Annotated in this window: 29 protein-coding genes; 23 read left to right on the forward strand and 6 right to left on the reverse strand. The window is 72.7% G+C overall.

Going from position 1 to position 26,909, the window contains the following annotated elements:
- Positions 1–15: 15 nt before the first annotated feature.
- Positions 16–483: a very short patch repair endonuclease gene (locus AB0N17_RS06805; RefSeq protein WP_366010062.1), complete on the forward strand. Its 468-nt coding sequence runs from the start codon at positions 16–18 to the stop codon at positions 481–483.
- On the opposite strand, the gene dcm is transcribed toward AB0N17_RS06805, so the two are convergent.
- Both dcm and AB0N17_RS06815 read right to left on the reverse strand, forming a co-directional pair.
- Positions 409–1,743: a DNA (cytosine-5-)-methyltransferase gene (gene dcm, locus AB0N17_RS06810; protein WP_366010063.1), complete on the reverse strand. Its 1,335-nt coding sequence runs from the start codon at positions 1,741–1,743 to the stop codon at positions 409–411. The two genes, AB0N17_RS06805 and dcm, sit on opposite strands and share 75 nt — an antisense overlap.
- A gap of 325 nt (positions 1,744–2,068) precedes the next feature.
- Positions 2,069–3,097, reverse strand: a complete 1,029-nt coding sequence (locus AB0N17_RS06815) for a hypothetical protein (protein WP_366010064.1) — start codon at positions 3,095–3,097, stop codon at positions 2,069–2,071.
- A gap of 186 nt (positions 3,098–3,283) precedes the next feature.
- Here AB0N17_RS06815 and AB0N17_RS06820 point away from each other — a divergent pair, with 186 nt between their 5' ends.
- The 3 genes from AB0N17_RS06820 (at position 3,284) to AB0N17_RS06830 (ending at position 5,922) form a co-directional block, all read left to right on the forward strand.
- Entirely contained in the window at positions 3,284–4,279 is a 996-nt protein-coding gene (locus tag AB0N17_RS06820; RefSeq protein WP_366010226.1) for a permease, read from the forward strand.
- A complete protein-coding gene (locus tag AB0N17_RS06825) occupies positions 4,276–5,016 on the forward strand; it encodes a TIGR03943 family protein (protein ID WP_366010065.1) in 741 nt (246 codons plus the stop codon). The genes AB0N17_RS06820 and AB0N17_RS06825 overlap by 4 nt, the downstream gene beginning before the upstream one ends.
- Before the next feature lie 93 nt (positions 5,017–5,109).
- A complete protein-coding gene (locus tag AB0N17_RS06830; RefSeq protein ID WP_366010066.1) occupies positions 5,110–5,922 on the forward strand; it encodes a class E sortase in 813 nt (270 codons plus the stop codon).
- 23 nt (positions 5,923–5,945) lie between these two features.
- Here AB0N17_RS06830 and AB0N17_RS06835 read toward each other — a convergent pair whose 3' ends face one another.
- Complete coding sequence (locus AB0N17_RS06835; RefSeq protein ID WP_366010067.1) at positions 5,946–7,355, reverse strand: MFS transporter; 1,410 nt, start codon at positions 7,353–7,355, stop codon at positions 5,946–5,948.
- Between the two features lie 143 nt (positions 7,356–7,498).
- On the opposite strand from AB0N17_RS06835, the gene AB0N17_RS06840 reads away from it, so the two are divergent.
- The 5 genes from AB0N17_RS06840 (at position 7,499) to AB0N17_RS06860 (ending at position 11,263) form a co-directional block, all read left to right on the forward strand.
- Positions 7,499–8,026, forward strand: a complete 528-nt coding sequence (locus tag AB0N17_RS06840; protein ID WP_366010068.1) for a helix-turn-helix domain-containing protein — start codon at positions 7,499–7,501, stop codon at positions 8,024–8,026.
- A 102-nt stretch (positions 8,027–8,128) separates the two neighbouring features.
- Entirely contained in the window at positions 8,129–8,443 is a 315-nt protein-coding gene (locus tag AB0N17_RS06845) for a DUF6412 domain-containing protein (RefSeq protein WP_366010069.1), read from the forward strand.
- Positions 8,444–8,560: 117 nt separating this feature from the next.
- The gene (gene yidC / locus AB0N17_RS06850; protein ID WP_366010070.1) at positions 8,561–9,286 is read left to right on the forward strand and encodes a membrane protein insertase YidC; all 726 of its coding nucleotides are present in this window, start codon (positions 8,561–8,563) and stop codon (positions 9,284–9,286) included.
- 129 nt (positions 9,287–9,415) lie between these two features.
- Positions 9,416–10,273: a fumarylacetoacetate hydrolase family protein gene (locus AB0N17_RS06855; RefSeq protein ID WP_366010071.1), complete on the forward strand. Its 858-nt coding sequence runs from the start codon at positions 9,416–9,418 to the stop codon at positions 10,271–10,273.
- A gap of 90 nt (positions 10,274–10,363) precedes the next feature.
- The gene (locus AB0N17_RS06860; protein WP_366010072.1) at positions 10,364–11,263 is read left to right on the forward strand and encodes a hypothetical protein; all 900 of its coding nucleotides are present in this window, start codon (positions 10,364–10,366) and stop codon (positions 11,261–11,263) included.
- A 10-nt stretch (positions 11,264–11,273) separates the two neighbouring features.
- Here the strand turns inward: AB0N17_RS06860 and AB0N17_RS06865 are convergent, their stop codons facing one another.
- The 3 genes from AB0N17_RS06865 to AB0N17_RS06875 all read right to left on the reverse strand — a co-directional run bounded on the left by AB0N17_RS06865 (position 11,274) and on the right by AB0N17_RS06875 (position 13,810).
- The gene (locus tag AB0N17_RS06865) at positions 11,274–12,146 is read right to left on the reverse strand and encodes an LLM class F420-dependent oxidoreductase (protein WP_366010073.1); all 873 of its coding nucleotides are present in this window, start codon (positions 12,144–12,146) and stop codon (positions 11,274–11,276) included.
- Between the two features lie 87 nt (positions 12,147–12,233).
- Complete coding sequence (locus AB0N17_RS06870) at positions 12,234–12,728, reverse strand: heme-degrading domain-containing protein (RefSeq protein ID WP_366010074.1); 495 nt, start codon at positions 12,726–12,728, stop codon at positions 12,234–12,236.
- A complete protein-coding gene (locus AB0N17_RS06875; RefSeq protein ID WP_366010075.1) occupies positions 12,728–13,810 on the reverse strand; it encodes a Gfo/Idh/MocA family oxidoreductase in 1,083 nt (360 codons plus the stop codon). Before AB0N17_RS06875 ends, AB0N17_RS06870 begins: the two co-directional genes overlap by 1 nt.
- 57 nt (positions 13,811–13,867) lie before the next feature.
- Between AB0N17_RS06875 and AB0N17_RS06880 the strand changes: the two genes are divergently transcribed.
- From AB0N17_RS06880 to AB0N17_RS06945, 14 genes are all read left to right on the forward strand, one after another.
- Positions 13,868–15,028, forward strand: coding sequence for an ROK family transcriptional regulator (locus AB0N17_RS06880; RefSeq protein WP_366010076.1), 1,161 nt, complete (start codon positions 13,868–13,870; stop codon positions 15,026–15,028).
- A gap of 157 nt (positions 15,029–15,185) precedes the next feature.
- On the forward strand, positions 15,186–15,470 hold the full coding sequence (locus AB0N17_RS06885; protein ID WP_366010077.1) for a hypothetical protein: 285 nt from the start codon (positions 15,186–15,188) through the stop codon (positions 15,468–15,470).
- Between the two features lie 38 nt (positions 15,471–15,508).
- Positions 15,509–16,423, forward strand: a complete 915-nt coding sequence (locus AB0N17_RS06890; RefSeq protein ID WP_366010078.1) for a hypothetical protein — start codon at positions 15,509–15,511, stop codon at positions 16,421–16,423.
- 51 nt (positions 16,424–16,474) lie between these two features.
- The gene (locus tag AB0N17_RS06895) at positions 16,475–17,230 is read left to right on the forward strand and encodes a GntR family transcriptional regulator (RefSeq protein WP_366010079.1); all 756 of its coding nucleotides are present in this window, start codon (positions 16,475–16,477) and stop codon (positions 17,228–17,230) included.
- 172 nt (positions 17,231–17,402) lie between these two features.
- Complete coding sequence (locus AB0N17_RS06900; protein WP_366010080.1) at positions 17,403–18,527, forward strand: TIGR03364 family FAD-dependent oxidoreductase; 1,125 nt, start codon at positions 17,403–17,405, stop codon at positions 18,525–18,527.
- A gap of 5 nt (positions 18,528–18,532) precedes the next feature.
- The gene (locus tag AB0N17_RS06905; protein ID WP_366010081.1) at positions 18,533–19,240 is read left to right on the forward strand and encodes a phosphonatase-like hydrolase; all 708 of its coding nucleotides are present in this window, start codon (positions 18,533–18,535) and stop codon (positions 19,238–19,240) included.
- A gap of 1 nt (position 19,241) precedes the next feature.
- Positions 19,242–20,288 carry an ABC transporter ATP-binding protein gene (locus tag AB0N17_RS06910; RefSeq protein ID WP_366010082.1) on the forward strand — a complete coding sequence of 349 codons (1,047 nt, stop codon included), beginning with the start codon at positions 19,242–19,244 and terminating at the stop codon, positions 20,286–20,288.
- Positions 20,281–21,150 (forward strand): 2-aminoethylphosphonate ABC transporter permease subunit, encoded by an 870-nt coding sequence (locus AB0N17_RS06915; protein ID WP_366010083.1) that lies wholly within the window; start codon positions 20,281–20,283, stop codon positions 21,148–21,150. The genes AB0N17_RS06910 and AB0N17_RS06915 overlap by 8 nt, the downstream gene beginning before the upstream one ends.
- Positions 21,137–21,934: an ABC transporter permease subunit gene (locus tag AB0N17_RS06920; protein ID WP_366010084.1), complete on the forward strand. Its 798-nt coding sequence runs from the start codon at positions 21,137–21,139 to the stop codon at positions 21,932–21,934. Before AB0N17_RS06915 ends, AB0N17_RS06920 begins: the two co-directional genes overlap by 14 nt.
- A gap of 55 nt (positions 21,935–21,989) precedes the next feature.
- Entirely contained in the window at positions 21,990–23,045 is a 1,056-nt protein-coding gene (locus tag AB0N17_RS06925; protein ID WP_366010085.1) for a 2-aminoethylphosphonate ABC transporter substrate-binding protein, read from the forward strand.
- A 201-nt stretch (positions 23,046–23,246) separates the two neighbouring features.
- Positions 23,247–24,692, forward strand: coding sequence for an alkaline phosphatase family protein (locus AB0N17_RS06930; RefSeq protein ID WP_366010086.1), 1,446 nt, complete (start codon positions 23,247–23,249; stop codon positions 24,690–24,692).
- A 77-nt stretch (positions 24,693–24,769) separates the two neighbouring features.
- The gene (locus tag AB0N17_RS06935; RefSeq protein ID WP_366010087.1) at positions 24,770–25,549 is read left to right on the forward strand and encodes an HAD-IIA family hydrolase; all 780 of its coding nucleotides are present in this window, start codon (positions 24,770–24,772) and stop codon (positions 25,547–25,549) included.
- A 134-nt stretch (positions 25,550–25,683) separates the two neighbouring features.
- On the forward strand, positions 25,684–26,223 hold the full coding sequence (locus tag AB0N17_RS06940) for a hypothetical protein (protein ID WP_366010088.1): 540 nt from the start codon (positions 25,684–25,686) through the stop codon (positions 26,221–26,223).
- A gap of 8 nt (positions 26,224–26,231) precedes the next feature.
- The gene (locus AB0N17_RS06945) at positions 26,232–26,903 is read left to right on the forward strand and encodes a class F sortase (protein ID WP_366010089.1); all 672 of its coding nucleotides are present in this window, start codon (positions 26,232–26,234) and stop codon (positions 26,901–26,903) included.
- The last annotated feature ends 6 nt before the right edge of the window (positions 26,904–26,909 follow it).

Raw genomic sequence — 26,909 nt, forward strand, 5'->3', positions numbered from 1 at the left:
ACTACCCTCTGCGGTGTGTCCCATGATGCCCAATGGGAGGCCCCGGAAGGTTCCTGGGCTTCGTCCGCAGCACGCCGCCGTAACATGCAGGCGATCCGCAGCCGTGACACCAAGCCCGAGTGGCTCATCCGAAGGCTGGTCCACGCGAAGGGTCTCCGCTACCGCGTCGCGGCCCGGCCCCTGCCGGACCTCCGCCGGACAGCGGACTTGGTCTTCCGTCCGGCGAAAGTCGCTGTCTTCATAGACGGCTGCTACTGGCATGGCTGCCCGGAGCATTACGTGCCGCCTAGGACGAATTCAGGTTACTGGTCCGAGAAAGTCCTGCGGAACATGACACGGGACAGGGACACGGACCAGAAACTGGCGGCAGCCGGGTGGTGCGTGCTCCGCTTTTGGGAGCACGAACCATCAGACGCTTGTGCCGACAAAATCGCCCTCACGGTCTTGGGTCGGCGCAAGGGCAGCCCGGGCGGCGGAGACTGAAATCTCCAGCTGCCGGGGGACGTCTGCAACGGGCAGCGCTCCCGCCGGTTCCATCTCGTACTCGGAGAGAAGCTCCTCGCGGTGTTCGGGACGCAGAACAGCCGCAATGGCCCGGCCAACGGCTTCCGCCACCGGGGGCGGGAACGCGTTACCGACCTGGCGGTAGCGGGCGGTCTTGCGGCCCTGGAACTTCCAGTACTCGGGGAAGCCTTGAATGATCGCGGCCTGAGCGACGGTGAGCATGGGGCCGTCGGGACGGAAGAGGTCGCGCTCCGGGACGCAATTCTCGGGGTCGTTCGCGATTCCCATGCCGTCAACTCCCAAGTCCCGCCAAGCACGCTTGGCTCGTGTGGGACCAAGGTCGGCGCCGCCGTGCTTCTTTGACCCGCCTACGAGAGTGGGGGCGACGGTTTTACCTGCGGTGGCTTTCTCCCAGTCCTCGAAGATTTGCTGCCCCGTTTTCTCTCCGGGGCCAGCAGGCTGTCCGTGAACGTTCTTGTCCCAGAACTCCTTGCAGCGCGCTTCCATGCTGTCATTGAGTTCTCCTCCGACCGTTACCGGGTCTCCCTTTATTCTTGTGGGCCACCTGAACCCCTGACTGTCTGAACTTACCGCACTCTCGTGAATGGCGACCAAAATCGCGCGCGGCCGAAGCTGTGGAACGCCGAAATAGCTTGCGTCGAGACGGCGCCAGACCGAACGCATGACGATGTCCTGCTCGGTCGCGGAAAGGCCTCGATCAAGCTCGGGAACCAGGTAGCCCAGGCCGCGAAGTCTTTCGAGGATTGAGATCCGGTAATCAATGAAGAACTCTGGAGGTTCCAGGATTCCTCGAACGTTTTCAATCATCACTGCCTTGGGCCGCAAAGCTTCGATGATGTCAAGCGCGGCCGGGAAAAGGTCGCGTTCATCGTCAGGGCCCAGCCGGTGTCCCGCCAGGGAGAACGGAGGGCAAGGTACGCCGCCCGCGAGCAGATCAAGATCTCCAGGCTGCAAGCCGAGATTCTTCCGGGTGTCGGACTCCAGAAAGTCCTTGACGTCCATCGGGCGAATGGCGTCAGCCTTCTCCTGGTCCCAGCCGGGCCAGTCGCCCACGTTGGCCCGCAGGGTGGCCACGGCGTGCGGGTCCCACTCCACGAGCGCGCGGTGGTCAAAACCGGCGTTGTGCAGCCCGACGGCTTGCCCACCGGCGCCCGCGCAGATCTCGATCGAGGTCAATGGCGAGGCGAACTTCGGTCGCTTCTGGCCGCTGCGGGGCATGCAGCTCCTCCTGGATGATCATGTACAGGTCGGGAGCAGTGATCAGCGACTGCTCCCCAGCACCAAGAGTCTCGCACTTCTCGCCAGGTTCATCTGAGCGCCGGCGACAGGCTGGCCACCCGTTGTCGAACTGACGCACGATTTTGCCATACCTTGTGCCCAAGCGTGCTGCGCAGGCACTCATTCTCATCCAGGACCGCGCAAGGCCCGCTTGTGCCACACCGTCGGGCCGCCCGCTTCTTGGGCAGTGTCGTGCTTCCTCATGCACGCCGGGTGGATTGAGGGCCTGCGGGACGCGGGGGTGTGCCTCTTCAGGGGCGCGTGGTCAGTTTGCTGCGCCGTGGCACGCCACATAGCTCTTGGGCTCGCCGCACCAGCACCCCGCCCCCGTCTCCGGTGGCCAGGCGACCGCCCGTCCCCGGGCTGCCAGTGTCGTCGCGTACTGCGGGAGCAGGGTCGCGTCGGCCGGGGACGAGCCCTCCGAGGCCGCGAAGGCCTCGTACGACGGGACCGTGCCCGTGACGATGCCCAGGTTTCCCGTGCCCGACGAGGACAGCTCGCGCAGGGAGGACTCTATGGTCGACAGGTGGGTCTCGTGGGACGGGTACTCCGTGGACAGGGTCGGGTACGCCGCGAGGAGTTCCGCGAGTTCGGGTGCCGGCCAGTGGAGGACCGCCACCGGGAAGGGGCGGGAGAGGGCCTCCCTGTAGGCGCCAAGTTCGGCTTGGAGGCGGGAGATCTCGGCCTGGAGTTCTGCCGGGTTTTCCGAGCCGAGGGACCAGACGCGCTTGGGGTCGTGGAGTTCGTCCAGGGAGACGGGGGCGGAGTGGAGCGTGTCCGCCAGGGTGTCCCAGTCGTCGTGCGGGAGGCCTCGCATGCGACGGACGCGGTGGCGGCCGTAGAGGAGGGGGTGGGTCGAGGGGGTGGCTTCCGTGGCGGACGGGAGCAGCAGGCGCGCGGCCTCCGTGTACGTCTCCTCCGCCGCCTCCAGCTCGTCGTGCGCCTCCAGCGCCTCGGCGATGATCACCCAGGGGGCCGGGTCGCGCGGGGCGGTCAGCCGGATGCCGTCGATGATCGCCCGCGCCTCGGCCTCGTGGTCGTACTCCCAGAGGTTCGACGCCTTCAGGGCACGGATCAGGGTGGGGTTCTCCAGACCCTGCGAAGGGCCGTCCGATGCGGACAGCAGTCGGTCGTAGAGCGTGGTGGCCGCGGGGCGGTCGCCGGAGAGTTCCAGGTGGGCCGCGGCGCGCAGCAGGAGGGCCTCGGCGTCCTCGGGATACAGGCCGGCGGTCCGCTCCAGGCGTGCCGCTTCGGCGGTGTGGTCGACGTTCTCGGCAGGCGTGTCGGGGCGCATGGGGGACACCGTACTGCCGCCCGGTGACAAAAGTGAGGCGCGGAGGGGGCGCTCAGGCAGGGCCGCTATCTTCGGGGCGGACAGCCACAGGTGTGGGCGAACGGTGGGGGTGGCGTGCGGACGACGTCGAGTGGGGCGATTGCGGGGGGCGTAGCAGGCGAAGGGGATATACCGGGTGAAGGGGGCATAGCGGGCGAGGAGAGTGCGGCCGGGGCGGGGCGGGTCGAGCCGCCCCCGTACTGGCCCCTGCTGCTCGTCGGTGCCGCCGTCGTGCCGGGTGCCCTGCTCTATCTCGTGGGGCGGTGGGGGGACGCGCCGGCCGTGCAGGCGTGGCGGACCGTGTGTCTGGCCGTGACCGTGCAGGCCCTGCCGTTCCTGCTGCTCGGTACGGCGCTGTCCGGGGCCATCAACGCCTTCGTGCCCGAGCGGGTGTTCCGGCGCATGCTGCCGCGGCATCCCGCGCTCGCCGTTCCCGTCGCCGGGGTCGCCGGGGTCGTCCTGCCGGGGTGCGAGTGCGCGTCCGTGCCCGTCGCGAGCAGCCTCATCGGGCGGGGGGTTCCGCCGGCCGCCGCCTTCGCGTTCCTGCTGTCCGCGCCGGCCATCAACCCCGTGGTGCTGACCGCCACCGCCATCGCGTTCCCCGGGAACCCCGCCATGGTGCTGGCCCGGCTGCTCGCCTCGCTCGCCACCGCCGTCGCCATGGGCTGGCTGTGGCTGCGGTTCGGGCGGGCGGAGTGGCTGCGGCCCGCGGTGCGGCACACCGGGCACCGGGACGGCGGCAACCGCTGGGACGAGTTCCGGGCCGGGTTCCAGCACGACTTCCTGCATGCCGGCGGGTTCCTCGTGGTCGGGGCGATGGCCGCGGCCACCTTCAACGTCACCGTGCCGCGGTCCGTGCTCGACACCTTCGCCGGGTCCGCCTGGCTCTCCGTGCTGTTCCTGGCCGGGCTCGCCGTACTGCTCGCCGTCTGCTCCGAGGCGGACGCGTTCCTCGCCGCCTCGCTCACCGGGTTCCCGCCGGTGGCGCGGCTGGCGTTCATGGTCGTCGGGCCGATGGTCGACCTGAAGCTCATCGCGTTGCAGGCGGGGACGTTCGGGCGGCCCTTCGCCGTGCGGTTCTCCGCCGCCACCGTCGTCGTCGCCGTCGCGTGCAGCGCGCTGATCGGGGGAGGACTGCTGTGAAACGGTCGCTTCGGGCGGTGCTGCTCGTCCTGTGCGGGCTCGGTCTGCTGCGCATCTCCCTCTTCACCGACCTCTGCCTGCGGTACGTGAAGGAGAGCATGCGGCCCATGCTCATCGCCTCCGGGGCCGTACTGGTCCTGCTGGGGGCGGCGAGTGCCCTCCTGGACCGCCGCGCCGGGGCCGAACAGAAGGACCACGGCCACGGCCACGGGCACGATCACTCCGGTCTGCCCCGGGTCGCCTGGCTGCTGCTCCTGCCCGCGCTGAGCCTGCTCCTCTACGCGCCGCCCGCCCTCGGCGCCTACACCGCCTCCCGGCAGCCGGCCAAGCCCGTCGCCGAGCAGAGCGACTTCGGTCCGCTGCCCGCGACCTCCCCGCTGCCCATGACGCTCTCCGAGTTCACCAGCCGGGTGCAGCAGGACCGCAAGAGGGCCATCAACGGGCGGACCGTCCTGATGACCGGGATCGTCACCCCGCGCCAAGGTGGCTGGGATCTGACGCGGATCATCATCAACTGCTGTGCGGCGGACGCCCAGTCGGTCAAGGTGCGGATCTACGGCGGCACCGTCCCGGCCGCCAACGCCTGGGTGACCGTCACCGGGACCTGGCACCCCGGCGGGACGCTGGGCACCGCGTCCGCGCCGGTCGCGCTGGACGTGCAGACGGTCGAGAAGGTGCCGCGGCCCGTCAACGGCTACCAGGACGCCCTTCCGCTGCCCTCGGCCCGCACCCGGTGATGCCGTCCACCTGGACGTCCCGGCCCCTTGCGGCTATGGCCTGTTGAAGGTCTTGCGCCTACCCTGCGGGCGGCTGCCTGGAGGTGGGTGCGGATGTTCGCGGCGTCGGGCGTGCGGGTCGTACGGCACAGCGATCGGCGCAGGCGTGCCCGGCGCAGGCGGGTGCTGTGGGGCGGGGGCGAGGTGCTGGTCACGGTCGGGGTGGTGATGCTGCTGCTCGTCGTGCACCAGCTGTGGTGGACCAACCGGGAGGCGCGGCGCGGGGCCGAGCGGAAGGTGGAGGCGCTGGAGCGGGAGTGGGGGAGCGGAGGGTCCGGGGGCGGCGGGGAGTCCGGGTCGCCGACGGCGTCCCCGGCGCCCTCGCCCGCGGCCGGCGCGTCGGCCGCGGCGGTTTCCGGGGCCGGCCGGTCCGGTGGGGCGCGGCGGTCGTACGTCCCCGTCACGCTGCCCCGCAGCTCCCAGGCGTACGCCGTGCTCACCGTCCCCCGCCTGCACCTGCGGGTGCCGGTCGCCGAGGGGGTGAGCAAGGCGGAGGTGCTGAACAAGGGGTACGTCGGTCATTACCGGGGCACGCAACAGCCGGGCCAGGCAGGGAACTTCGCGCTCGCCGGGCACCGGAACACGCACGGCGAGCCGTTCCGGTACCTGCCCCGGCTGCGGCGCGGGGACGCCATCGAGGTGGAGACGCGGACGGCGACGTACACGTACGACGTCGACACGATCCTTCCGCAGACCTCGGCCACGGACTCGGGGGTCGTCCGTCCCGTCCCGCGCTCCCTCGTCAGGCCCTCCTACGGCTACACCGAGCCCGGCTACTACATCACCCTGACCACCTGCACCCCCGAGTTCACCTCCCGGTACCGGATGGTGGTGTGGGGGAAGCTGGTGTCCATGCGGCCGCGGTGAGCCGGCCGGCGGCCGGGGCGGCGTCAGGCCCGCTCCCGCAGCGCCAGCACACTCACCGCTCCCGCCGCGGCCAGGCCCGCCGACACCAGCAGGGCGATGTCCGCTCCGTGGGCGAGGGCGCCGGACGAGGTGGCGAGGGCGATGGTCAGGGCCACGCCCGCGCAGGAGCCGATGTAGCGGAAGGTCTGCTGGGCGCCCGAGCCCATCGCGGCCCTTTCCTTCGGTACCGACTCGACGGCGAGCAGGGGAAGCGCCCCGTTGAGCAGGCCGCTGCCGACTCCGCCGACGATCAGGCCGGGCAGCAGACGGGTCCAGGAGCCCGAGGCGAGGGCGCCGAGCATGGTCAGGACGGCGATCGTGTGCAGGGCGAAGCCGAGGGCGAGCTGGGTGCGCGGGGCGATGCGGCCGGCCAGGTGCTTGACCTGGAAGGCCACCAGGAAGCTCAGCCCGGACCAGAACAGGTACAGCCAGGCCGTGGACATGGGCGTCAGGTGGAGCGTCTGCTGGGCCAGGGCCGGCAGGAAGCTGAACGTGCCGATCACCGCGAGGCCGGTGAACAGACCGCCGGCGGAGGAGGCCAGGAAGCGGGGGTGGCGCAGCAGGCCGAGGTCGATCATCGGGGTGCCGGCCCGGTGCTCGACCGCGACGAAGACCGCGACCAGCAGGACGGCGGCCGCCAGGAGCAGTTCCACCGGCGCCCGGAGCCAGCCGTCCCGGCCCAGGGTCAGGGCCGCGACCAGTGACACCAGGGCGAGCCCGAAGGTCAGTGCGCCGGGCACGTCCGGCCGGCCGCCGCGGGGGGCCCGCGACTCCTGGAGGGGGCGGACGCCGAGCGCGGCCACGAGCAGTGCCGCCGCGCCGAGGACGGCGTAGGCCACCCGCCAGGACGGCAGGGCGCCCGCGACGAGCGGGCCCGCCGCGATGCCGCCGCTGACGAACGCGCCCCAGACGCCGGTCGCGTGCAGCCGGCCGCGCGCGGTCGGGAAGGCCGCCACCAGCAGGCCGAGGCTGCTCGCCAGGATCGCCGCGCTCGCCGCGCCCTGGGCGATGCGGGCCAGGGTGAACTGCCAGGTGGAGGTCGTGAACGCGCCGAGCGCGGTGGTGAGGCCGAGAGCGAGGGTGCCGGCGAGGAAGATCCGACGGCGGCCGTAGTCGTCGGCCAGGCTGCCGGCGACGAGGAGGAGGGCGGCGAGGCCGAGGGGGGTGCCGTTCAGCAGCCAGGCCTGGGCGGAGACGGAGGTGTGCAGGGCGGTCGCCGTCTGCGGCAGCGTGACCATCGGGGCGGTGTACGTCATCAGGGTCACGGCGGTCGCCGCGCTGGTCAGGGCGAGGGTGGCGCGGGGGCGCAGGGGGGCGTCCCGGGCGGTCGTGCCGCGTACGGCGGCGGGAGCGGTGGTGGCGGGAGCGGTGGTGGCGGAGTCGAGCCCGGTCATGGCGTGGTCCTGTCCTTCCGGAGCCTGGGGCGGGATGCTGAACCGACGCTCGGTTCGGTGATTGAACTTATGCGGCTCCTTCACCGTAGCACGGTAGGTTCGGTCATTGAACCTGATGTCGGAAAGTGGCTACAGTGGACGGCATGGCACTGGGCAAGGACTACGCGACACAGGAGTGCTCGATCGCCCGCGCGCTCGAGATCGTCGGCGAGCGCTGGACGCTGCTCGTCGTGCGCGACGCGCTCTACGGCGTGCGGCGCTACAACGACTTCCTGGTCCACCTGGGCATCCCGCGCGCCGTCCTGGCCGCCCGGCTGCAGACCCTGACCGCCGAGGGCATCCTCGACAAGCGCCGGTACCAGGAGTCGCCGCCGCGCGACGAGTACGTGATCACCGAGCGCGGCATCGCCCTGTGGCCCACCCTGCGCGCCCTCGGGCTGTGGGGGCGCGAGCACTTCACCGAGAGCCGGCTGCGCTACTTCCGGCACGCCGCATGCGGCACCGAACTCGGCTCGTACGGCGAATGTCCCGCGTGCGGAACCGTCGTACCGGTCCCGGACGTTGTCATGGTGCCGGGCCCCGGACTCGATCCCGACCCGGCGGATCCGGTCAGCAGGGCGCTGCTCAAGCCGAAGCGGCTGCTGGAGCCCCTGGAGACCGATCACGCCTAGCGGACCGGTCATGTAGAGCGGACCGGTCATGTATGAGCGGACCGGTCATGTATAAACGGGGGAGCTGCGCGTGAAGGCGCAGGCCAGAGGGAGGGGGAGGCGATGATGCGCGGTCGTGTGGCCGGCGTGCGTCCCGTCGCCCTCCTGCTGTTCCTGCTGCTGCCCCTCGTCCTGCTCGACACCGGCAGCATCACCACCACCGTCGCCCTCGCCGCGACCGCCGCCGTCGGCTCCGCGCTCGCCCTCTGCTCTCTCCTCGCGGCCCGCTGCGCCCCAGCCGTCCCGCCCACCCATGTGCGGACGGCGATACGCGACCGGGCCAGACGTACGGCCTTCCTGCCCCAGCGCGATCCCGACGCGCCCGGCCGACGCCGGCCCAGGGCACCCGGCCGGGCCCTTCCGGCGACCGCCGCGTAGGGCACGTCTCACCGAGTCTCGCCATCGAGCCGAGTCTCTTCCCTCGCGTGACCCCGCGCGGGTCGTCATGCCGTTCTGATCGTTTCCGGCACGACGAGACCCCCGGAGGGCTCACCCATGTCCGTCTTCCCCGCCTTCGCCCACCTGGTCGAGCAGCTCGCCGACCTCCTGACCCCGCTCTTCCACGCCTCCGCGGCAGCCGCCGCGATCGTCCTGTTCACCGCCCTCGTACGACTCCTCGTCCACCCCCTGTCCCGGGCCGCCGCCCGCGGCCAGCGCGCCCGCACCGCACTCCAGCCGAGAATCGCCGAGCTGCGCAAGAAGCACGCCAAGGACCCGCAGCGACTGCAGCGGGCGGTGATGGAACTGCACGCCGAGGAGAAGGTCTCCCCGCTCTCCGGCTGCCTGCCCGGCCTGCTCCAGATGCCCGCCTTCTTCGTCCTCTACCACCTCTTCTCCAGCTCCACGATCGGCGGCGACGGCAACGGCCTGCTCGCCCACCGGCTGCTCGCGGCACCGCTCGGCGGGCGCTGGGCAGACGCCCTCGCCGACGGCGGGGTGTTCGGCCCGGCCGGCCTGGTCTACCTCGGTCTCTTCGCCCTCGTCGCGGCCGTCGCCGCGTTCAACTACCGGCGCACCAAGCGGACGGCGGCGGCGAACCCGGTCACGGTGGGCGCCGGTGACGGTGCCCAGGTGCCGGGGCTCGGCGCGATCGGCAAGGCCATGCCGTTCCTGTCCTTCTTCACGCTCGTCACCGTGGCGGTCGTACCGCTCGCCGCCGCGCTGTACGTCGTCACCAGCACCACCTGGAGCGCCGTGGAGCGGGCCGCGCTGTACCGGTAGGGGACGTCCGGTTACGGTCCAGTACGTGAACAGGGTCTTGCGGAGTGGACAGGCGACTTGGAGGATCGACCAGTCCTCCGATGGCTGCACCCATCGGCCGGACGCCCGCGATCGAGGGAGATGGTGACCATGAAGCTGCTGCGCGTCGGTACGGCGGGGGCGGAGCGCCCCGCGCTGCTCGATGCCGAGGGAACGCTCCGGGACCTGTCGTCGATCGTGGACGACATCGACGGCGCGCTCCTCGCCGACGACACCGCGCTCGGCCAGGTACGGGCCGCGGCGGAGTCCGGCGAACTGCCGGTGCTGGACGCGGCGGGACTGCGCGTCGGGCCGCCGCTCGGCCGCATCGGCAAGATCGTGTGCATCGGCCTCAACTACCACGACCACGCCCGTGAGACGGGCGCCCAGCCGCCCGCCGAGCCGGTGGTCTTCTTCAAGGCACCGGACACGGTCGTGGGGCCGAACGACACCGTGCTGGTGCCGCGCGGCTCCGAGAAGACCGACTGGGAGGTGGAGCTGGCCGTCGTCATCGGGCGTACGGCCCGCTACCTGGAGTCGGCCGAGGAAGGGCTCGCCCACGTCGCCGGGTACGCGGTGGCGCACGACGTCTCCGAGCGGGAGTTCCAGATCGAGCGGGGCGGCACCTGGGACAAGGGCAAGAACTGCGAGACGTTCAACCCGCTGGGGCCCTGGCTGGTGACGGCGGACGAGGTGCCGGACCCGCAGGCGCTGTCGCTGAAACTGTGGGTCAACGGGGAACTGAAGCAGGACGGTACGACGGCGGAGCAGATCTTCCCGGTGGGGGAGGTCGTGCGGTACGTCAGCCGGTTCATGACGCTGTATCCCGGGGACGTCATCAACACGGGCACGCCGGCGGGGGTGGCCATGGGACAGCCCGAGCCCAAGCCGTACCTGCGGTCCGGTGATGTGGTGGAGCTGGAGATTCCGGGTCTGGGGCGGCAGCGCCAGGAGCTGAAGGACGCCTGAAGCTCCGGGCGTTGAAGGCCGCCCCGCTTGCCACGCGGCCGTCCCGGGGGCAACCATGGCGCCGGAGCCGACAGGGCCGAAGGGTGGGGGATGGCCGCGACGGGCGCGAACGAGACCTCGGCGACCGGCCGGAGAGCGGTCAGGCCGCTGCAGTGGCTGGCCGCCTCCCTGGTGACCCTCGCCGCGGCCGCGGCCGTGGCCCTGTTCTTCACCACCGAGGTGTGCAACCAGCAGCTGGCCTCGAACGGGAAGGTCGTCACGGTCTGCCGGCACCCGCAGATGACGGATCCTCCGATGGTCGTCCTGGGCCTCGTGGTCCTGGTGCTCCTCGGAGTCTTCTTCTCCGAGGTCTCCGGATTCGGGATCACGTTGAAGCGTCAGGTGGAGGAGGCCCGGAGCACCGCGCAGGAGGCCATCCACGAGACGCGGCGGTTCGAGGAGAGGCAGCAGGAGGCGGCGGGGGATCTGGCCGACGGCGTGCGGGAGGCCCTCAGCAGGACGCGGCCGGCCGGTCGGACCGCCGCCTCGGCGCCGGACGACCCCGTCCAGCGGCTGGCGGCACGGTACAACGAGATCCGGTGGACCATGTCCAGCGGGCGCGCGCGGACGGCCGCGATGGGCGCGGTCGTGGACGAGATGATCGATCTGCTGCGCGGCGCCCGGGACTTCGATGTCGCAGGCCACCTCCGCAGCGGCGACCCGGGGCTGCGGCTGGCCGCCGCCGCGTACCTGTACGCCGATCCCGACCCGGCGTGGGGACGCGAACTCGCCGAGGCGGCGGTGTCCGAGGACAAACCCTTCAACGAGTACTGGGCACTCAAGGCGCTGCGCGAGGTGTTCCGGGGGCACTGCGAGCTGCTGGACGAGGAGACCAGGCAGCTGCTGCAGCGCCGCGCGAACCAGCTGCCCCCGGGGAACGACCGCGCCGGGCAGATCAAAAAGCTCCTGCGGGACTGCCCGGCGGGGCGCGGCGGCGGGAGCGCCGGCTGAGCCGGGTCTCTCAGCCCAGCAGTGCGGCCAGGCGGCGCCATTCACTCCTCGGCAGGGTGTCCCGCTCGGCGTCCGTGATCACCTGGAGGGCCACGTGGTCCGCGCCCGCCCGGTGGAAGGTGTCGATGCGGTCGCGGACGCGGCTGTCGTCGCCCCAGGCGAAGACCGCGTCGACCAGGCGGTCGCTGCCCCCGTCGGCCAGGTCGTCCTCGGTGAAGCCGTTCCGCAGGAAGTTGGCGGTGTAGTTCGGCAGCGCGAGGTACATGGCGAGGGCGCCACGGGCGAGGGAGCGGGCGCGGGCCGGGTCGGTCTCCAGGACCACCTTCAGCTCCGGGGCGAGCAGCGGACCGGCGCCGAGGATCTCGCGGGCCCGGGCGGTGTGCTCGGGGGTGACCAGGTACGGCACCGCGCCCGCGGCCCGGTCGCGGGCCAGCTCCAGGGTCTTCGGGCCGAGGGCGGCCAGGACCCGGCGGTCGGCGGGCACCCCCGCCGTGTCCAGGGCGTCGAGGTAGGCGACCAGGGCCGAGTACGGGCGGCGGTACTGGTCGGCGAGCTTGGCGTGGCTCACGCCGAGGCCGAGCAGGAAACGGCCGGGGTGGGCGGCCTCCACCTCGGCGAAGGCCGCCGCGCTCGTGCCGGCGTCGTACTGCCAGATGCTCTGGATGCTGGTGCCGACGGTGAGGGTGCCGGTGGTCTTCAGCAGCGGTACGGCGTGCCGGGCGGCGCTGCTGCCGCCCAGCCATACGGCTCCGTAGCCGAGCTCCTCCAACTCGGCCGCGGCTTCGCCCAGTTCGGCGCTGCGGGCGGGGTCCTCCGCGCGCAGGCCGACGTTCCAGATGCCGTACCGGCCGATCCTGTCCTTCAGTGAAATCGGGGTGCTCATGGGTGCGATCCCTCCGGGCGGGCCGTGATCATGACGTCTACGGCCATTGCCAACCCGGTGAGCCCCTCCCGTAATCCCCGGGGGCCGTCACTTGTTCAGGAACCGCTCCAGCGCCTCCACCACGAGCTCGTGGTCCTGGAGCTGGGGCAGGCCCGAGACCGTCACCGCGCCGATGACGCCCACGTCCTCGACGGTGATCGGGAACGAGCCGCCGTGGGCCGCGTAGGTGTCCGGGTCCAGCCGGGAGGAGTCCTCGAACGTGGTGCCCTTGGCGCGGAAGCGGCTGCCGACCAGGTAGGAGGAGGCGCCGTAGCGCTCGACCACCCGGCGCTTGCGGGCGATCCAGGCGTCGTTGTCCGGGGTGGAGCCGGGCAGGGCCGCGTGGAAGAGCTGCTGGCCGGCGCGGTGGATGTCGATGGCGACCGGGGCCCGGCGCTCCCGGGCCAGCTCGACCAGGAGCGAGCCGAGGGCCCAGGCGTCGTCGTGGGTGAACCGACGGAAGACCAGGCGGTGTTCCTGTGCCTGGAGGTCCTCGACGGACGGCGTCCGGGCGGGGTCGGTTCCGGGGGTGGTCCGGGGCATCAGAGGGTCACCGTCACCTTGTCGCGGGCGGACCTGCGGGCCGCTTCCAGTACGTCGAGCGCGGCGGCCGCCTCCAGCGCGGTCACCGGGTTGGGGCCGGCGCCGGTCAGGGCGTCGGCGACGGCCGCGTAGTAGGCGGGGTAGTCACCCGGCAGGGTCGGCACGGGGGTGCCGCCGCCGGTCACCGGGGACTCACCGGAGCCGGTCCGGCCCCACAGGGACTCGTCCTCGCGGCCCCAGTCGTCGGCCGTGCCCGGGCGCAGGCCCTCGCGCAGGGCCGCCTCCTGCGGGTCCAGGCCGTACTTCACATAGCCCGCGCGTGAGCCCAGCACCCGGAAGCGGGGGCCGAGCTGGGCGGTCGTCGCGGAGACGTAGAGGTGGGAGCGGACGCCGTTCGCGTGCGTGAGCGCGATGAAGGTGTCGTCGTCGGTCTCGGCGCCGGGGCGGCGGACGTCGGTCTCGGCGTACACCTCGGTGACCGGGCCGAAGAGGACCAGGGCCTGGTCGACGACATGGCTGCCGAGGTCGTAGAGCAGACCTCCGATCTCCGCCGGGTCACCGGACTCGCGCCAGCCGCCCTTGGGGCGCGGGCGCCAGCGCTCGAAGCGGGACTCGAAGCGCCAGGCGTCGCCGAGTTCGCCGTCCGCCAGCAGCCGGCGCAGGGTGAGGAAGTCGTTGTCCCAGCGGCGGTTCTGGAAGACGGAGAGGAGCAGGCCGCGCTCCTCGGCGAGGGCGGCGAGGCCGCGGGCCTCGGCCGCCGTGCCCGCGACGGGCTTGTCCACGACCACGGGGAGGCCGGCTTCGAGGGCGGCGGTGGCGAGCGGGACGTGCGTCTTGTTCGGGGAGGCGACGACGACCAGGTCCAGCTCGTCCGCGCGCTTCAGCAGTTCGTCGGCGTCGGCGGCGATCCGCACGCCGGGGAACTCGGTGCGGGCCTGCTGCTGCCGCTCCGGGCTGGAGGTGACCACGGTGTCCAGGGCGAGGCCCGCGGTGGCGGCGATCAGCGGTGCGTGGAAGACGGAGCCCGCGAGGCCGTAGCCGATCAGGCCGACGCGGAGGGGGGTGGTGTTGCGTCCTGTCATGCGTCCCACTTTCGCAACGCTGTTGCCAAAGTGCAAGCGGCGGGGAGAATGGGTGGCGTGAACACCACGGGCAGGGCGAGGGGCGACGGGCCGGCGGGCGCCAATCTGGGCGCGGTGCGGTCGCACAACACCGCGCTGGTGCTGGGGCTGCTGCGGGAGGCGGGGGCCGAGGGCATCAGCCGGCTGGAGCTGGCCGAGCGGACCGGCCTGACCCCGCAGGCCGTCAGCAAGATCACGGCACGGCTGCGGGAGGCGGGGTTCGCGGCGGAGGCCGGACGGCGGGCGTCCACCGGGGGCAAGCCGCGCACCGTGCTGCGGTTGGTGCCCGGCGCCGGGCACGCGGTCGGGGTGCATCTGGACCGGGACGAGCTGCGGGTGGTGCTGGCCGATCTGGACGGGGCCGTGGTGGGGGAGCGGCGCACGCGGGTGGACCTCGGATCGGGGGCACAGGCCGTGCTCGGCGTCGTCGCCGGTGCGGTGGAGGGGCTGGTCGCGGACGGCCTCGGCCCGGCCGGCGGGCTCGTGGGCGCCGGGCAGCCGCTGGGGGTGGGAGTGGCGCTTCCGGGGCCGCTCGACCATGCGCGAGGGGTGCTGCACCGGGTCACCGGGTTCCCGGAGTGGGACGGGTTCCCGCTGCGGGACGCGCTGGAGGAGCGCCTGGGGGTCCCGGTCGTCGTGGACAAGGACACGAACGCGGCCGCGCTCGGGCTGTCGGCCCGGGGCGCGGGCGGCTCCTTCGCGTATCTGCACCTCGGTACGGGACTGGGGGCCGGGCTGGTGATCGACGGGAGCGTGCACCGGGGGGCGCGGACCGGGGCGGGGGAGTTCGGGCACCAGGTGATCCAGCTGGACGGGCCGCTGTGCGAGTGCGGGAACCGGGGGTGCGTGGAGGCGCTGTGTCTCGCGGCCGTAGGACGCGGCGAGGCGGCGGAGGCGGCCCGGGTGCTGGGGGTCGGGGCCGCGAACCTGGTGGGGCTGCTGGACATCGACCGGGTGCTGCTGGGCGGCCGGACGGTGGCCGCGGCGCCGGAGGCGTTCGTGCGCGGGGTCGGCGAGGTGCTCGGGGCGCGGGCCCGGCGGGAGGGGGTGTTCGGCGGGACGGTGCCGGTGGAGGTGGCTCCGGGCGGGGAGCGGGTGGTCGCGGAGGGGGCGGCCCAGCTGCTGCTGGCGCCGCTGTTCGGCCGGGAGGGATGGGGCACGTGCGGTCGCGAGGGATAGGGCACGTGCGGCCGGGCGCAAGGGGGGCCAGCCGTTCGGGCCATCCGCCGCGCCGTTCCGGTGACGGCCGGGCGGTTCGCGAGCGAGCGGGCGCGGCGCGGGTACGACTCTTCGCAGGCGGCGCTCGCGGCCGCGGGGAGAGCGAGGGAGACCAGCGGTGTACGCAGCCGTCAGACGGTACGAGGGTGTGACCGACCCGGCCGAGGCCGGACGCCGGGTGAGTGAGGGCTTCGTACCGCTCGTCCGGGACATCCCCGGGCTCGTGGCCTACTACTGGGTCGACGCGGGCAACGGGGTCATGGTCTCCACCAGCATCTTCGAGAACGAGGCGGGTGCCTCGGAATCGATCAGGAGGGCGGCGGTCTTCGTACGGGACCACCTGGCGCCGCTGCTGCCCAACCCGCCCCAGGTCATGTCCGGCCAGGTCGTGGCGTCCGCCTAGCGGAGCACCCCGTACCGGCCCGGCGAGGTGGTGTGTTCATGCGACTGTGCTCCTCCCTGTCCGTCTGTCTCGCCGCGGCCGCCGTCTGCGTGCCCGCGTCGGCGGCCGGCGCGTCCGCGGCGACCGGCGCCACCTCCTGCGTCGGCTCCGACACGCGGGCCTTCCCGCTGGGCGCCCGGATCCGGGGCGGGCCCAAGGTCTACGAGGCGGGCGGCGGCTACGGGACCTGGTACATCGACCTCACCAACGGCACCCACCAGGCCTGCGCCGCCATCCACCCCGTCGTCGTCCTCGCCGACGACAAGCACACCCTCAAGCCGGACCAGCCCAAGCTGGACTTCTACGACGGCTCCCGGCCCCGGCCCGTCACCTTCGAGAGCACCGACGAGCAGGAGCTGGTCGGCGTGCTGGACGGCAGCGGGTTCGGCGGGTTCACCGTGCCGGCGGGCAAGACCGTCAGCGTCAAGGTCAGGCTCATGCTCACCTCGGACGCCGCGGCCGACCAGGTCACCGTCAATGCCGCCGTCGTCCAGCGGCGGGGCGGCGACGGGGACTGGGTCGGGGAGTCCAACGCCTACCGGTTCGGGATCGGGGTCGAGCCGGACGACCGGACCGTGCCGCCCCCCGCGAGCCCGAACCCGAATCCGCGGGACACGCGGAACGCCGACGGCGGCGACGAGACCGCGCCCCCCACCGGCCCGTCCACCGGCCCTTCCGGCAGCCCATCCGTCGGTCCTTCCGGCGCTCCTTCCACCGGCCCCCGGCCCACCGCCTCCGGCACCGCCGGCCCGGACCCCGCCCTGCCCGTGGCCGAGGAGGCGGAGGCGGCCGGGGAGCGGGCCCGGGAACTGGCGCGCACCGGACCGCAGCTCGCCCACGGCCTGCTCGCGGCCGCCGCCGCCGTGCTCGCGGTGGGCGGCGCCGCGTTCCTGCTGGCCCGCAGGCGCCGCTGAACGACGGGCCGCCGTGCGACACTTCCGGCCCCGTCTGCGACGATCCCTTGCGTGGACTACCCGAACGACCAGGCCCCCGGCGCCCCCGTCCGCTCCGGCATCCCCGAGCACGGGCGCATCCCCAAGTACTACGCGGTGAAGGCGCGGATCGCCGCCCTGCTGGAGGAGTTGGGGGAGGACAGCCACATCCCCACCGAGCGCGACCTCGCCGAGCGGTACGACGTCGCCCGGGAGACCGTGCGGCAGGCCGTGCGGGAGCTGGTGCTGGAGGGGCGGCTGCGCAGGAAGGGCCGCGGCACCGTCGTCGCCGGGCCCAAGCTCGCCCAGCCGCTGTCCCTCGCCAGCTACACCGAGGGAGTGCGCCGGCAGGGCCGTACCCCCGGCCGGACCCTCGTCACCCTCGACCGCTTCCCCTGCCCGGACGCCCTCGCCGCCGAGACCGGGCTCACCCGGGGCGAGCCCGTCTGGCACCTGGAGCGGGTGCTGCTCGCCGACGAGGAGCGGGTCGGCCTGGAGAGCACGTACGTGGCCGTCGCGCGCGTGCCCCGGCTGGACCGCGACTTCGACCCCGACTCCTCCTTCTACGGCTATCTCAAGGCCCAGGACATCGCCTTCGGGGACGCCGACGAGCGGGTCGAGACCGTGCTGGCCACCCCCCGCGAGGCGCTCCTCATCGGCACCCCGCCCGCCCTGCCGATGCTGCTGATCCACCGGATCTCCCGGGACACCGACGGCGGGCCGCTGGAGCGGGTGCGGTCGCTGTACCGGGGCGACCGGTTCTCCTTCACGGCGCACCTGCGCGGCTGACGGCCGTCGCGGGACCGACATCAGGCACTCGCGCGAGCGAAAAGCAAGCCCTCTGCTCCCCGAAAGTTCATAACGAATGGATAACGGGTCTAGCCCAAACGTGATGGGTCGTTCACGCTCTCGTTGTCAGCCGGATGTCTCCGGTTACCGAATCGCGAGGAGCGTTGCCGTCGTGAAAGTGACAGTCGTCGGAGCAGGCGTGGTGGGCACCATGCACGCCTGGCATGCAGTTCAGCGCGGCCACCAGGTCGTCCAGATCGAGCGCGAGGCCGAGGCGCGGGGCGCCTCGCTGCGCAACTTCGGACAGATCTGGGTCAGTGGCCGCGCCGGTGGAGAAGAGCTGGAGACCGCGCTGCGGGCGCGCGAGCTGTGGGAGGGCATCGGCGCGCGCGTGCCGGCGCTGGGCTTCCGGGCGAACGGGTCCCTGACCCCCGTCCGCGGCCCCCTGGAGCTCGCCGTCGCCGAGGCCGCCGTCGCCCGCCCGGACGCCGGCGCCCGCGGCTACAAGCTGCTCACCCCGGGTGAGGCCCGCGCCCTCAACCCCGCCCTGCGCGGTGACTTCACCGCCGCCCTGTACTGCGAGCGGGACGCGGCCGTGGAGCCGCGCACCGCCCAGCTCGCGCTGCGCGAAGAACTGCTGAAGTCCCCGGACTACACCTTCCTGCCGGGGCGGGAGGTGCGCGAGGTGACCGGCGCCGGAACCGTACGGGACGACCACGGGGACGTGCACCGGGCCGACGCGGTCGTGCTCTGCACCGGAGCGTGGCTCGGCGGACTGGTCCGCGAGCTGGCCGGGCCGGATCTGCCCGTGCGCCGCGTCCGCCTCCAGATGATGCAGACCGACCCGCTGGGCGAGCGGCTGCCGACCTCCGTCGCCGACGCCGACAGCTTCCGCTACTACCCGGCCTACGCCTCCCCGGCCCTGGACCGGCTCAACGCCGGACAGCCGCAGCCGGAGACCGCCGCCACGCACAGGATGCAGCTGCTCATGGTGCAGCGCGCCGACGGCGGCCTGACCATCGGCGACACCCACGAGTACGAGCACCCCTTCGCCTTCGACACCGTCGAGGAGCCGTACGAGCACCTCACCGGCGTCGTCGAGTCCCTCCTCGGCCGGCCGCTGCCGCGCGTCCGGCACCGCTGGGCGGGCGTGTACGCACAGTGCACCGAGCCCGGCCGGGTGGTGCACCGACAGCAGGTGCGCGAGGGGGTGTGGCTGGTCACCGGGCCCGGCGGGCGCGGTATGACCTGCGCCCCCGCGATAGCCGAGACCACCGCGAACGAACTGGGCTGGTGACCCCCATGAACACTGTGACCCCCACCCCGGGCGACATCCGTCTCGTCGTCCTCGACATGGCCGGTACGACCGTCGCCGACGGCGGACTGGTCGAGCGGGCCTTCGCCGCCGCCGCCGCCGAACTCGGCGTCGAGCCCGGCTCGGCCCGGCACGCCGAGCACCTCGCCCACGTCCGCGCCACCATGGGCGAGTCCAAGATCTCCGTCTTCCGGCACCTGTTCGGTGACGAGGAGCGCGCCCGGCGCGCCAACACCACCTTCGAGAAGGCGTACGGCGCACTCGTCGACGAAGGTCTCATCGCGCCCGTCCCCGGCGCCCGCGAGACCGTCGAGGAGCTGGCCGGCAGCGGCCGCACCGTCGTCCTGACCACCGGGTTCGCCCGTGTCACCCAGGACGCCATCCTCGACGCCCTCGGCTGGCAGGACCTCGTCCCGCTCACCCTGTGCCCGGCCGACGCCGGCGGGCGCGGGCGGCCCTTCCCGGACATGGTGCTGGAGGCGTTCCTGCGCACCAAGGCCGCCGAGGACGTGACCCAGGTCGCCGTCGTCGGCGACACCTCCTACGACGTGCTCAGCGGCGTACGGGCGGGCGCCGGCCTCGTCGCCGGCGTGCGCACCGGCGCACACGGGGACGCGGAGTTCCGGCCCGCCGGCGCCACCCACGTCCTGGACTCCGTCGCCGACCTGCCCGCCCTGCTCACAGGAGCCCGGTGAGATGAGCATCCGCTTCGACTCCGTCACCGTCGCCTACGACGGCAACGTCGTCCTCGACTCGCTCGATCTGACCGTCGAGCCCGGCGAGGTCATGGCGCTGCTCGGGCCGTCCGGCTCCGGCAAGACCACCGCGCTGCGGGCGGTCGCCGGGTTCGTACGGCCCGTGTCCGGGCGGGTGCTCCTCGGCGGCCGGGACGTGACGGACCTGCCGCCGTACCGCCGGGGCATCGGGATGGTCGTCCAGAGCTACGCCCTCTTCCCGCACATGCGGGTCGACGAGAACGTGGCCTTCGGGCTCCGGGCGCGCAGGACGGCCAAGAGCGAGATACGGCAGCGGGTGGCCGAGGCGCTGGAGATGACCGGCATGGCCGCCTACGCCCGCCGGCACCCGCGCGAGCTGTCCGGCGGGCAGCAGCAGCGGGTCGCCATCGCCCGCGCGCTGGCCATCCGGCCCGCCGTGCTGCTCCTGGACGAGCCGCTGTCCGCGCTGGACGCCCAGCTGCGGTCCGGGATGCTGGCCGAACTGGCGCGACTGCACCGGGAATTGCCGGACGTGTCGATGCTGTACGTCACCCACGACCAGGTCGAGGCGCTGACCCTGGCCGACCGGATCGCGGTGATGGACTCCGCGCGCCTCCAGCAGTGCGGGACACCGCGCGAGCTGTACCGGGCGCCGAAGAGCGAGTTCACGGCGTCCTTCGTGGGCGGCGCGAACCTGCTGCCGGTGACGGTCGGTTCCGGGGGTGTCGACTTCGCCGGGGCGGACCTGAAGGTCGGCACGGCGGGTGTGGCCACGGGGGCGCGGGCCACGCTGTGTGTGCGGCCGCACCTGATCGGGCTGGGCGACGGACCCAACCGACTCACCGGTGTCGTACGGGAGATCCAGTGGCGGGGGGCCACGCACCGGCTGTACGTCGAGATCGACGGGCATTCCGTCATGGCGGACGTGCGCGAGCTGAGGGATCCGCCCGGGTACGGGGAGTCCGTGAGCCTGCACTTCGCCCCGGACGACGCGGTGCTGCTGCCCGCGGGGGTGAGTCATGGCTGAGGCCGTACAGAAGGCGCGGGCCGGCCGGGGCCGGTCGCGCCCCCGCGGCGGCAGCCGCACCGCTCCCACCGCCGCGCGCTCCTCCGGGGCGCTGCTGTGGGCCCTTCCCCCGGTCGCCGCCCTCGCCCTCTTCTTCCTCTACCCCCTCGCCCTCGTCGTCCAGCAGTCGTTCCAGCCGGACAGCGGCGGCACCTCGGTCCGGCCGTACGCCGACGTGTTCGCCTCCCAGGCCTTCCGGCACGCCCTGTGGACCACCGTCTGGCTGGCCGTGGCGTCCACCGCCGGGTGTCTGGTCCTCGGCTTCCTGCTCGCGCTGGTCATCGCGTTCGTGCCCTTCCCCGGCGCGAAGGGGGTGGCGCGGTTCATCGACGTGTACCTGTCCTTCCCGTCCTTCCTGATCACGCTGGCGCTGCTGTTCATCTACGGCACGACCGGCATCATCGGCTCGTTCCAGTTCCTGACCACGCCCTGGGGTGTGCTGCTGGCGGAGGTCACCTACTTCACGCCGTTCGTGATGCGGCCGCTGCTCGCCGCCTTCTCGCAGCTGGACACCGCACAGCTGGAGGCGGCCGGTTCGCTGGGGGCGCGGGCGCCGCGGATCGTACGGCGGGTGATCCTGCCCGAGGCGCTGCCCGCGCTCGCGGCCGGCGGCAGTCTCGTCCTCGTGCTCTGCCTCAACGAGTTCGGGATCGTCCTGTTCACCGGTGCGAAAGGGGTCACCACCCTGCCGATGCTCGTCTACAGCAAGGCGATCCTGGAGTCCGACTACCCGGGCGCGTGCGTGGTCGCCGTCGTCAACGTCCTGATCTCCGTGGGGCTGTACAGCCTGTACCGGGTGGTGAGCCGTCGTGCTGGTGCATAGCCGCGGGGCCAGGTGGGCCGTGTGGGCGGTGTTCCTCGTCCTCTTCCTGCCGCTGTTCGCCCTGCCCCTCCTCGTCGTCCTCGGCGCCTCCTTCGCCACCCACTGGTCCGGGGCGCTGCCCTCGGGCCTGACCACGGCCAACTACCGCTCCGCGACCCGGGGCGAGGCCCTCCAGGCGCTCACCACCAGCCTGCTCACGGCCACCGCCGCGAGCCTGCTCGCCCTGACCGTCGGCACCTGGGCCGCGCTGGCCGGGGCCGCCCTGAAGAAGCGGTACCGGAGGGTCGTGGACGCCCTGTTCGTGCTGCCGCTCGCCGTGCCCTCGGTCGTCGTGGGCCTGTCGGTCCTCGTCGCCTTCTCCAAGCCGCCGATGCTGCTCAACGGCACCCGGTGGATCGTGATCCTGGCGCACACCGTGCTGGTCACCGCCTTCGCCCACCAGTCCGTGTCGGCGGCGATCACCCGCCTCGACCCGGCCTGTGAACAGGCCGCCGCCTCCCTCGGCGCCCGGCCCTCCTACGTCCTGCTCCGGGTGCGGCTGCCCCTGCTGCTGCCCTCGCTGACCGCCGCCGCCGGCCTGTGCTTCGCCCTGTCCATGGGCGAACTGAGCGCCACGATGATGCTCTACCCGCCCGACTGGACCCCGCTGCCCGTCCTCATCTACGCGGCCACCGACCGCGGCGCCCTCTTCACCGGCTCCGCCGTCGCCGTGGTGCTCATGGCCGCGACGCTGCTCGTCCTGTTCGCCGTCTCCCGGGTCCGCACCCGGGCGTCGTACCGCTGAACCCTCTCCCGTTCCCTCCCCGCACCCCCTGAACACGCCAGGAGTTGGCCTCGCCATGCCCAGAAACCGCCTCCCGCTCGCCGTAGCCCTCGCCCTGCTCGCCGCCCCCGCCCTCGCCGCGTGCGGCACCTCCTCCGCCGCCTCCGACGCCAAGGTCGTCACCGTCTACAGCGCCGACGGGCTGAAGGGCGAGAACGGCGACGGCTGGTACGACAAGGTCTTCGCCGACTTCACGAAGCAGACCGGCATCAAGGTCAAGTACGTCGAGGGCGGCTCCGGCGAGATGGTGCAGCGCGCCGTCCGCGAGAAGAGCAACCCGCAGGCCGACGTGCTGGTCACCCTCCCGCCCTTCATCCAGGAGGCCGACAGCAAGGGCATGCTGCAGAAGTACGAGCCGAAGGACTCCGTCCAGGTCAGCGGCGCCGACAAGGCCACGGACGGCACCTGGACCGCCGTCGTCAACAACTACTTCGGCTTCGTCTACAACAAGAAGGAGCTGAAGCAGGCCCCCAGGACCTGGGACGAGCTGCTCGACTCGAAGTACAAGAACAAGCTGCAGTACTCCACCCCGGGTGTCGCCGGTGACGGCACCGCCGTGCTCATCAAGGCCATCCACGACTTCGGCGGCAAGGAGGCGGCCCTCGCCTACCTGAAGAAGCTCCAGGCCAACAACGTCGGCCCGTCCGCCTCCACCGGCAAGCTCGCGCCCAAGGTCGACAAGGGCGAACTGCTCGTCGCCAACGGCGATGTGCAGATGAACTACGCCCAGTCCAAGACCATGCCGGGCCTGGGCATCTGGTTCCCGGCCGGCAAGGACGGCAAGCCCACCACCTTCGCGCTGCCGTACGCGGCCGGCCTGGTCACCAAGGCCCCGCACAGCGCGAACGGCAGGAAGCTGCTCGACTTCATGCTCGCGCGCAAGCAGCAGCAGGAGGTCAGCGAGATCGGCGGCGGCTTCGCCGCCCGCCAGGACGTCAAGGCCACCGACGCCAACGCCACCGCGCTCACCGGGCTGATGAACGGCGTCGACTTCTTCGAGCCCGACTGGAACGAGATCGACAAGAACCTCACGTCGTACGTCGAGGACTGGAAGTCGGCCACCGGCAGCTGAACCCTGCGGGGGTCCGGCGGGTCTTCCGGCTCCGGCCCGCCGTTCGTATGTGCCCCGCCGTCGTGGCCGGTCGCGCCCACGCGGCGGAGCCGCTTGCCGGCACAGCCCCGCGCTCCTAGGGCGCGCCGCACGCTCGTCCTCGCCCTCGGAGTTTTCGTGCCCCACCTTTCCCGTCGTTCCCTTCTCGTCAGTGCCGTCGGCGTGGCCGCCTCTGCCGGCCCGCTCGGCGGCATCGCCCGCGCCGCCGCCCGCACGCCCAAGGTGCTGGTCATCGGCCTGGACGGCTGTCTGCTCAGCCGGATCAAGGACGCCGACGCGCCGAACCTGGACGCCCTGATGGCCGCCGGCCTCACCGCGCCCAGCAGCATCTACGCCAACCCGCTCGCGCCCACCCTCTCCGGCCCCGGCTGGTCCACGCTCATCACCGGTGTCTGGCCCGACAAGCACAACGTCAAGGACAACACCTTCACCGGCGCCCGCTTCGACCTGTACCCCGACTTCCTCACCCGCGCCGAGACCGCCCGGCCCGCCCTGAACACGTACGCCGTCTCCTCCTGGGCGCCCCTCACCGACACCGTCTTCTCGGCGAAGGTCGACACCCGGGTCTCCACGCCGAGCGCCGAGTACGACACGGGCACCGCCTCCCGCGCGGTCGCCCGGCTGAAGGACGCCGACCCGGACGCGGTCTTCGTCCAGCTGGACAACATCGACCACGCCGGCCACACCTACGGCGCCGCCTCCCAGCAGTACCTGGACGCCATCCACGGCGCCGACACCCAGGTCGGGCAGATGGTGGCCGCGGTCGAGGCCCGGCCCACGTACGCGTCCGAGGACTGGCTGATCATGGTCACCGCCGACCACGGTCACACCGACCCCGGCGGCCACGGCGGCTCCACCCTGCAGGAACGCCAGACCTTCCTCATCGCCACCGGGCCGGCCCTCGCGGCCGGTTCGGTCCGGTACGACGTGAAGATGCCGGACGTCGCCGCCTCCGCCCTCGCCCACCTCGGCATCGCCCTCGACCCGGCCTGGGGCCTGGACGGCCGGCCCGTCCAGCAGCCCGTCCCCGACGACTTCGACGCCCTGCGCGGACAGCTGCAGAGCCGCGTCGACGAGACCGGCATCCCCGCCGCCGTCCTGGGCTTCACGCACACCCCGCCCGCCGGCTGGTCCGTGGACAACTCCGCCATGGGCACCGGCGGGGTCACCGAGTGGCGCGGCTGGTCCTTCACCACCGACGAGTTCTGGACCCAGGCCCAGCGCGACCAGAACCGCGAGTGCAACGTCCGCGCCCGGGGCGTCTTCGCGGTCGCCGACGGCGACGAGTGGAGCGACAAGCCGCTCGGCGGCGGCTTCGACTCCACCCTCGTCAGCCCCGCCCACCCCGTGACGGGGGGCCGCACGGCGACCCTGACGTACACCACCTACTACCGGCAGGAGTCCCCGCAGAAGGGCGAGGTCCTCGTCTCCTACGACGGCGGCACCCCGGTGAGCGTGAAGACGTACACCGCCGACGTGCCCTCCCGCACCGAGACCGTCACCCTCCAGGTCCCGGCGGGCGCGACCAGCGTCCGGGTCCGCTTCCGCTACACCGGGGGCAACAACTGGTACTGGGTGATCGACGGGGTACGGATCAGCCAGGTCTGACTAGGCTGGGGGCGTCGGTACGCCGTGGTTCCGGCGCCCCCGCTTTCTGACCGTACGTACGCCAGGAGACGCCCAACATGGCAGACCGCAAGCCCATCGAATCGTGGCTCACCGACATGGACGGGGTTCTGATCCACGAGGGCGTGCCGATTCCCGGTGCCGAAGCCTTCCTGAAGAAGCTGCGCGACTCCGGCCGGCCCTTCCTCGTCCTCACCAACAACTCCATCTACACCGCCCGCGACCTGCACGCCCGGCTGCGGCGGATGGGCCTGGACGTGCCGGAGAAGAACATCTGGACCTCCGCGCTGGCCACGGCCCAGTTCCTGGACGACCAGCGGCCCGGCGGCAGCGCCTACGTCATCGGCGAGGCGGGCCTGACCACCGCGCTGCACGACATCGGCTACATCCTCACCGACCACGACCCCGACTTCGTGATCCTCGGCGAGACCCGCACCTACTCCTTCGAGGCGCTCACCAAGGCCGTCCGGCTGATCAACAACGGCGCCCGGTTCATCGCCACCAACCCCGACAACGTCGGCCCGTCCACCGAGGGCGACCTGCCCGCCACCGGCTCGGTCGCCGCCCTGATCACCGCCGCGACCGGCAAGAAGCCGTACTTCGTCGGCAAGCCGAACCCGCTGATGATGCGCGCCGGGCTCAACGCGATCGGCGCCCACTCCGAGACCTCCGCGATGATCGGCGACCGCATGGACACCGACGTGCTCGCGGGTCTGGAGGCCGGCATGCGCACGTTCCTGGTGCTCAGCGGCGTGACCCGGCCGAAGGACGTCGACCGCTACCCGTTCCGGCCGTCGCAGGTCGCCGACTCCATCGCGGACCTCGTCGATCTCGTCTGAGTCCGCCGCCCGCGTCCGGGCCCTTCTGACCTGGTGTCATTCGATCCGGATCCACCCATATGGAGCAATCGGGCGCCCTCCGGGGATGCGAGGGCGCCCGTGGCGGGGGAGCCTCCTGGTACTGGAGGTTCACGATGGGCTCACTACGTCTCACTGTCTGTACCGGAATCCTGGCCGCGGCCGTCCTCACCCCGGCGGCCCACGCGGCCGGCGGCGGCTCGGTCTCCGTGACCCCCGCCGTTCCGGCGCCCGGCTCCGACGTGTCCCTGCACGTCGACGGCTGCCCCGGCAAGCAGGGCACCGCCGTCTCGCGGGCCTTCGTCTCCGACGCCGCGCTGACCGGCACCCAGGGCGCCCTGGCCGGTGAGACCCGCGTCCGCTCCTCCCTCGCGCCGGGCACCTACGACGTGCAGATCAGCTGCGGCGACTACGTGGTCACCGGCAGGGTCACCGTCGGCGGCAGCGGATCCGGACAGTCCGACGAGCCCACCGGGTCCCACGCCTCGCCCGTCGCCCCCGTCCCCGCGGGCGGCGGCGGCACCGCCCACTTCGCCACCGTGGCCACCAGTGGATCCGGCCCCGACACCGCCCAGACGGTGACCGGCCTGGCGCTCGCCGCGGTCGCCGCGGCCGTCTTCGGCGTCCGCGCCCGCCGGAGCCGCGGAACGCGCTGACGACCGGCATGACCGACGACCGCGAGCGCGCCGGCGGCACCGGCCGGCTCCTCACCGTCCTCGCCTGGACGCTGCTGCTGCTCGGGCTGTGGCTGTGGGGACGCGGGGTGTCCGACGGAGCGCACGGCACGGACGGACCCGACACCGGCGGGCTGTTCGCCGCCGGCCGGCCCGCCGACCCCGCCCTGCTGCCGCCCGCGGCGAAACCGCTGGGCGACGCACTTCCCCAGCGCATCGACATCCCCGAACTCGCCGTGCAGGCACCCGTGGTGACCCGCGGCCTGGACGCGCAGGGCGCCGTCGACCCGCCGCCCTTCGACCAGCCGGGCGTGGTCGGCTGGTACGGCTCCGGTCCCAAGCCCGGCGCCGTGGGGGCGGCGCTGATGGTGGGGCACGTCGACACCGCGACCCGGCCCGCCGTCTTCTACAAGCTCAGCACGGTCGAACCCGGCGAGACGGTCCGGGTGGTCCGCTCGGACGGCACGGTCGCCGAGTTCACCGTCGACGACGTCCGGGTCCTGCCCCGCACCGGTTTCGACGCCCACCAGGCCTACGGCCCGCACCGGCCCGGCCGCGCCGAACTCCGCCTGATCACCTGCGGCGGCACCTTCGACCGCGCCACCCGCAGCTACACGGCGAACGTGGTGGTCTCCGCCTACCTCACCGGAACCGCCCGCTGACACCCG

Source organism: Streptomyces sp. NPDC051133 (genome assembly GCF_040682635.1).
In the GTDB taxonomy this organism is placed as follows: domain Bacteria; phylum Actinomycetota; class Actinomycetes; order Streptomycetales; family Streptomycetaceae; genus Streptomyces.

Coding starts and splice junctions, on each gene's coding strand:
- AB0N17_RS06935 (WP_366010087.1), top strand. CDS start 24,770: ATGGCAGACCGCAAGCCCATCGAATCGTGGCTCACCGACATGGACGGG.
- AB0N17_RS06915 (WP_366010083.1), top strand. CDS start 20,281: ATGGCTGAGGCCGTACAGAAGGCGCGGGCCGGCCGGGGCCGGTCGCGC.
- AB0N17_RS06940 (WP_366010088.1), top strand. CDS start 25,684: ATGGGCTCACTACGTCTCACTGTCTGTACCGGAATCCTGGCCGCGGCC.
- AB0N17_RS06875 (WP_366010075.1), bottom strand. CDS start 13,810: ATGACAGGACGCAACACCACCCCCCTCCGCGTCGGCCTGATCGGCTAC.
- AB0N17_RS06835 (WP_366010067.1), bottom strand. CDS start 7,355: ATGACCGGGCTCGACTCCGCCACCACCGCTCCCGCCACCACCGCTCCC.
- AB0N17_RS06855 (WP_366010071.1), top strand. CDS start 9,416: ATGAAGCTGCTGCGCGTCGGTACGGCGGGGGCGGAGCGCCCCGCGCTG.
- AB0N17_RS06925 (WP_366010085.1), top strand. CDS start 21,990: ATGCCCAGAAACCGCCTCCCGCTCGCCGTAGCCCTCGCCCTGCTCGCC.
- AB0N17_RS06905 (WP_366010081.1), top strand. CDS start 18,533: ATGAACACTGTGACCCCCACCCCGGGCGACATCCGTCTCGTCGTCCTC.
- AB0N17_RS06910 (WP_366010082.1), top strand. CDS start 19,242: ATGAGCATCCGCTTCGACTCCGTCACCGTCGCCTACGACGGCAACGTC.
- AB0N17_RS06945 (WP_366010089.1), top strand. CDS start 26,232: ATGACCGACGACCGCGAGCGCGCCGGCGGCACCGGCCGGCTCCTCACC.
- AB0N17_RS06865 (WP_366010073.1), bottom strand. CDS start 12,146: ATGAGCACCCCGATTTCACTGAAGGACAGGATCGGCCGGTACGGCATC.
- AB0N17_RS06840 (WP_366010068.1), top strand. CDS start 7,499: ATGGCACTGGGCAAGGACTACGCGACACAGGAGTGCTCGATCGCCCGC.
- AB0N17_RS06845 (WP_366010069.1), top strand. CDS start 8,129: ATGATGCGCGGTCGTGTGGCCGGCGTGCGTCCCGTCGCCCTCCTGCTG.
- dcm (WP_366010063.1), bottom strand. CDS start 1,743: ATGCCCCGCAGCGGCCAGAAGCGACCGAAGTTCGCCTCGCCATTGACC.
- AB0N17_RS06860 (WP_366010072.1), top strand. CDS start 10,364: ATGGCCGCGACGGGCGCGAACGAGACCTCGGCGACCGGCCGGAGAGCG.
- AB0N17_RS06830 (WP_366010066.1), top strand. CDS start 5,110: ATGTTCGCGGCGTCGGGCGTGCGGGTCGTACGGCACAGCGATCGGCGC.
- AB0N17_RS06815 (WP_366010064.1), bottom strand. CDS start 3,097: ATGCGCCCCGACACGCCTGCCGAGAACGTCGACCACACCGCCGAAGCG.
- AB0N17_RS06890 (WP_366010078.1), top strand. CDS start 15,509: ATGCGACTGTGCTCCTCCCTGTCCGTCTGTCTCGCCGCGGCCGCCGTC.
- AB0N17_RS06870 (WP_366010074.1), bottom strand. CDS start 12,728: ATGCCCCGGACCACCCCCGGAACCGACCCCGCCCGGACGCCGTCCGTC.
- yidC (WP_366010070.1), top strand. CDS start 8,561: ATGTCCGTCTTCCCCGCCTTCGCCCACCTGGTCGAGCAGCTCGCCGAC.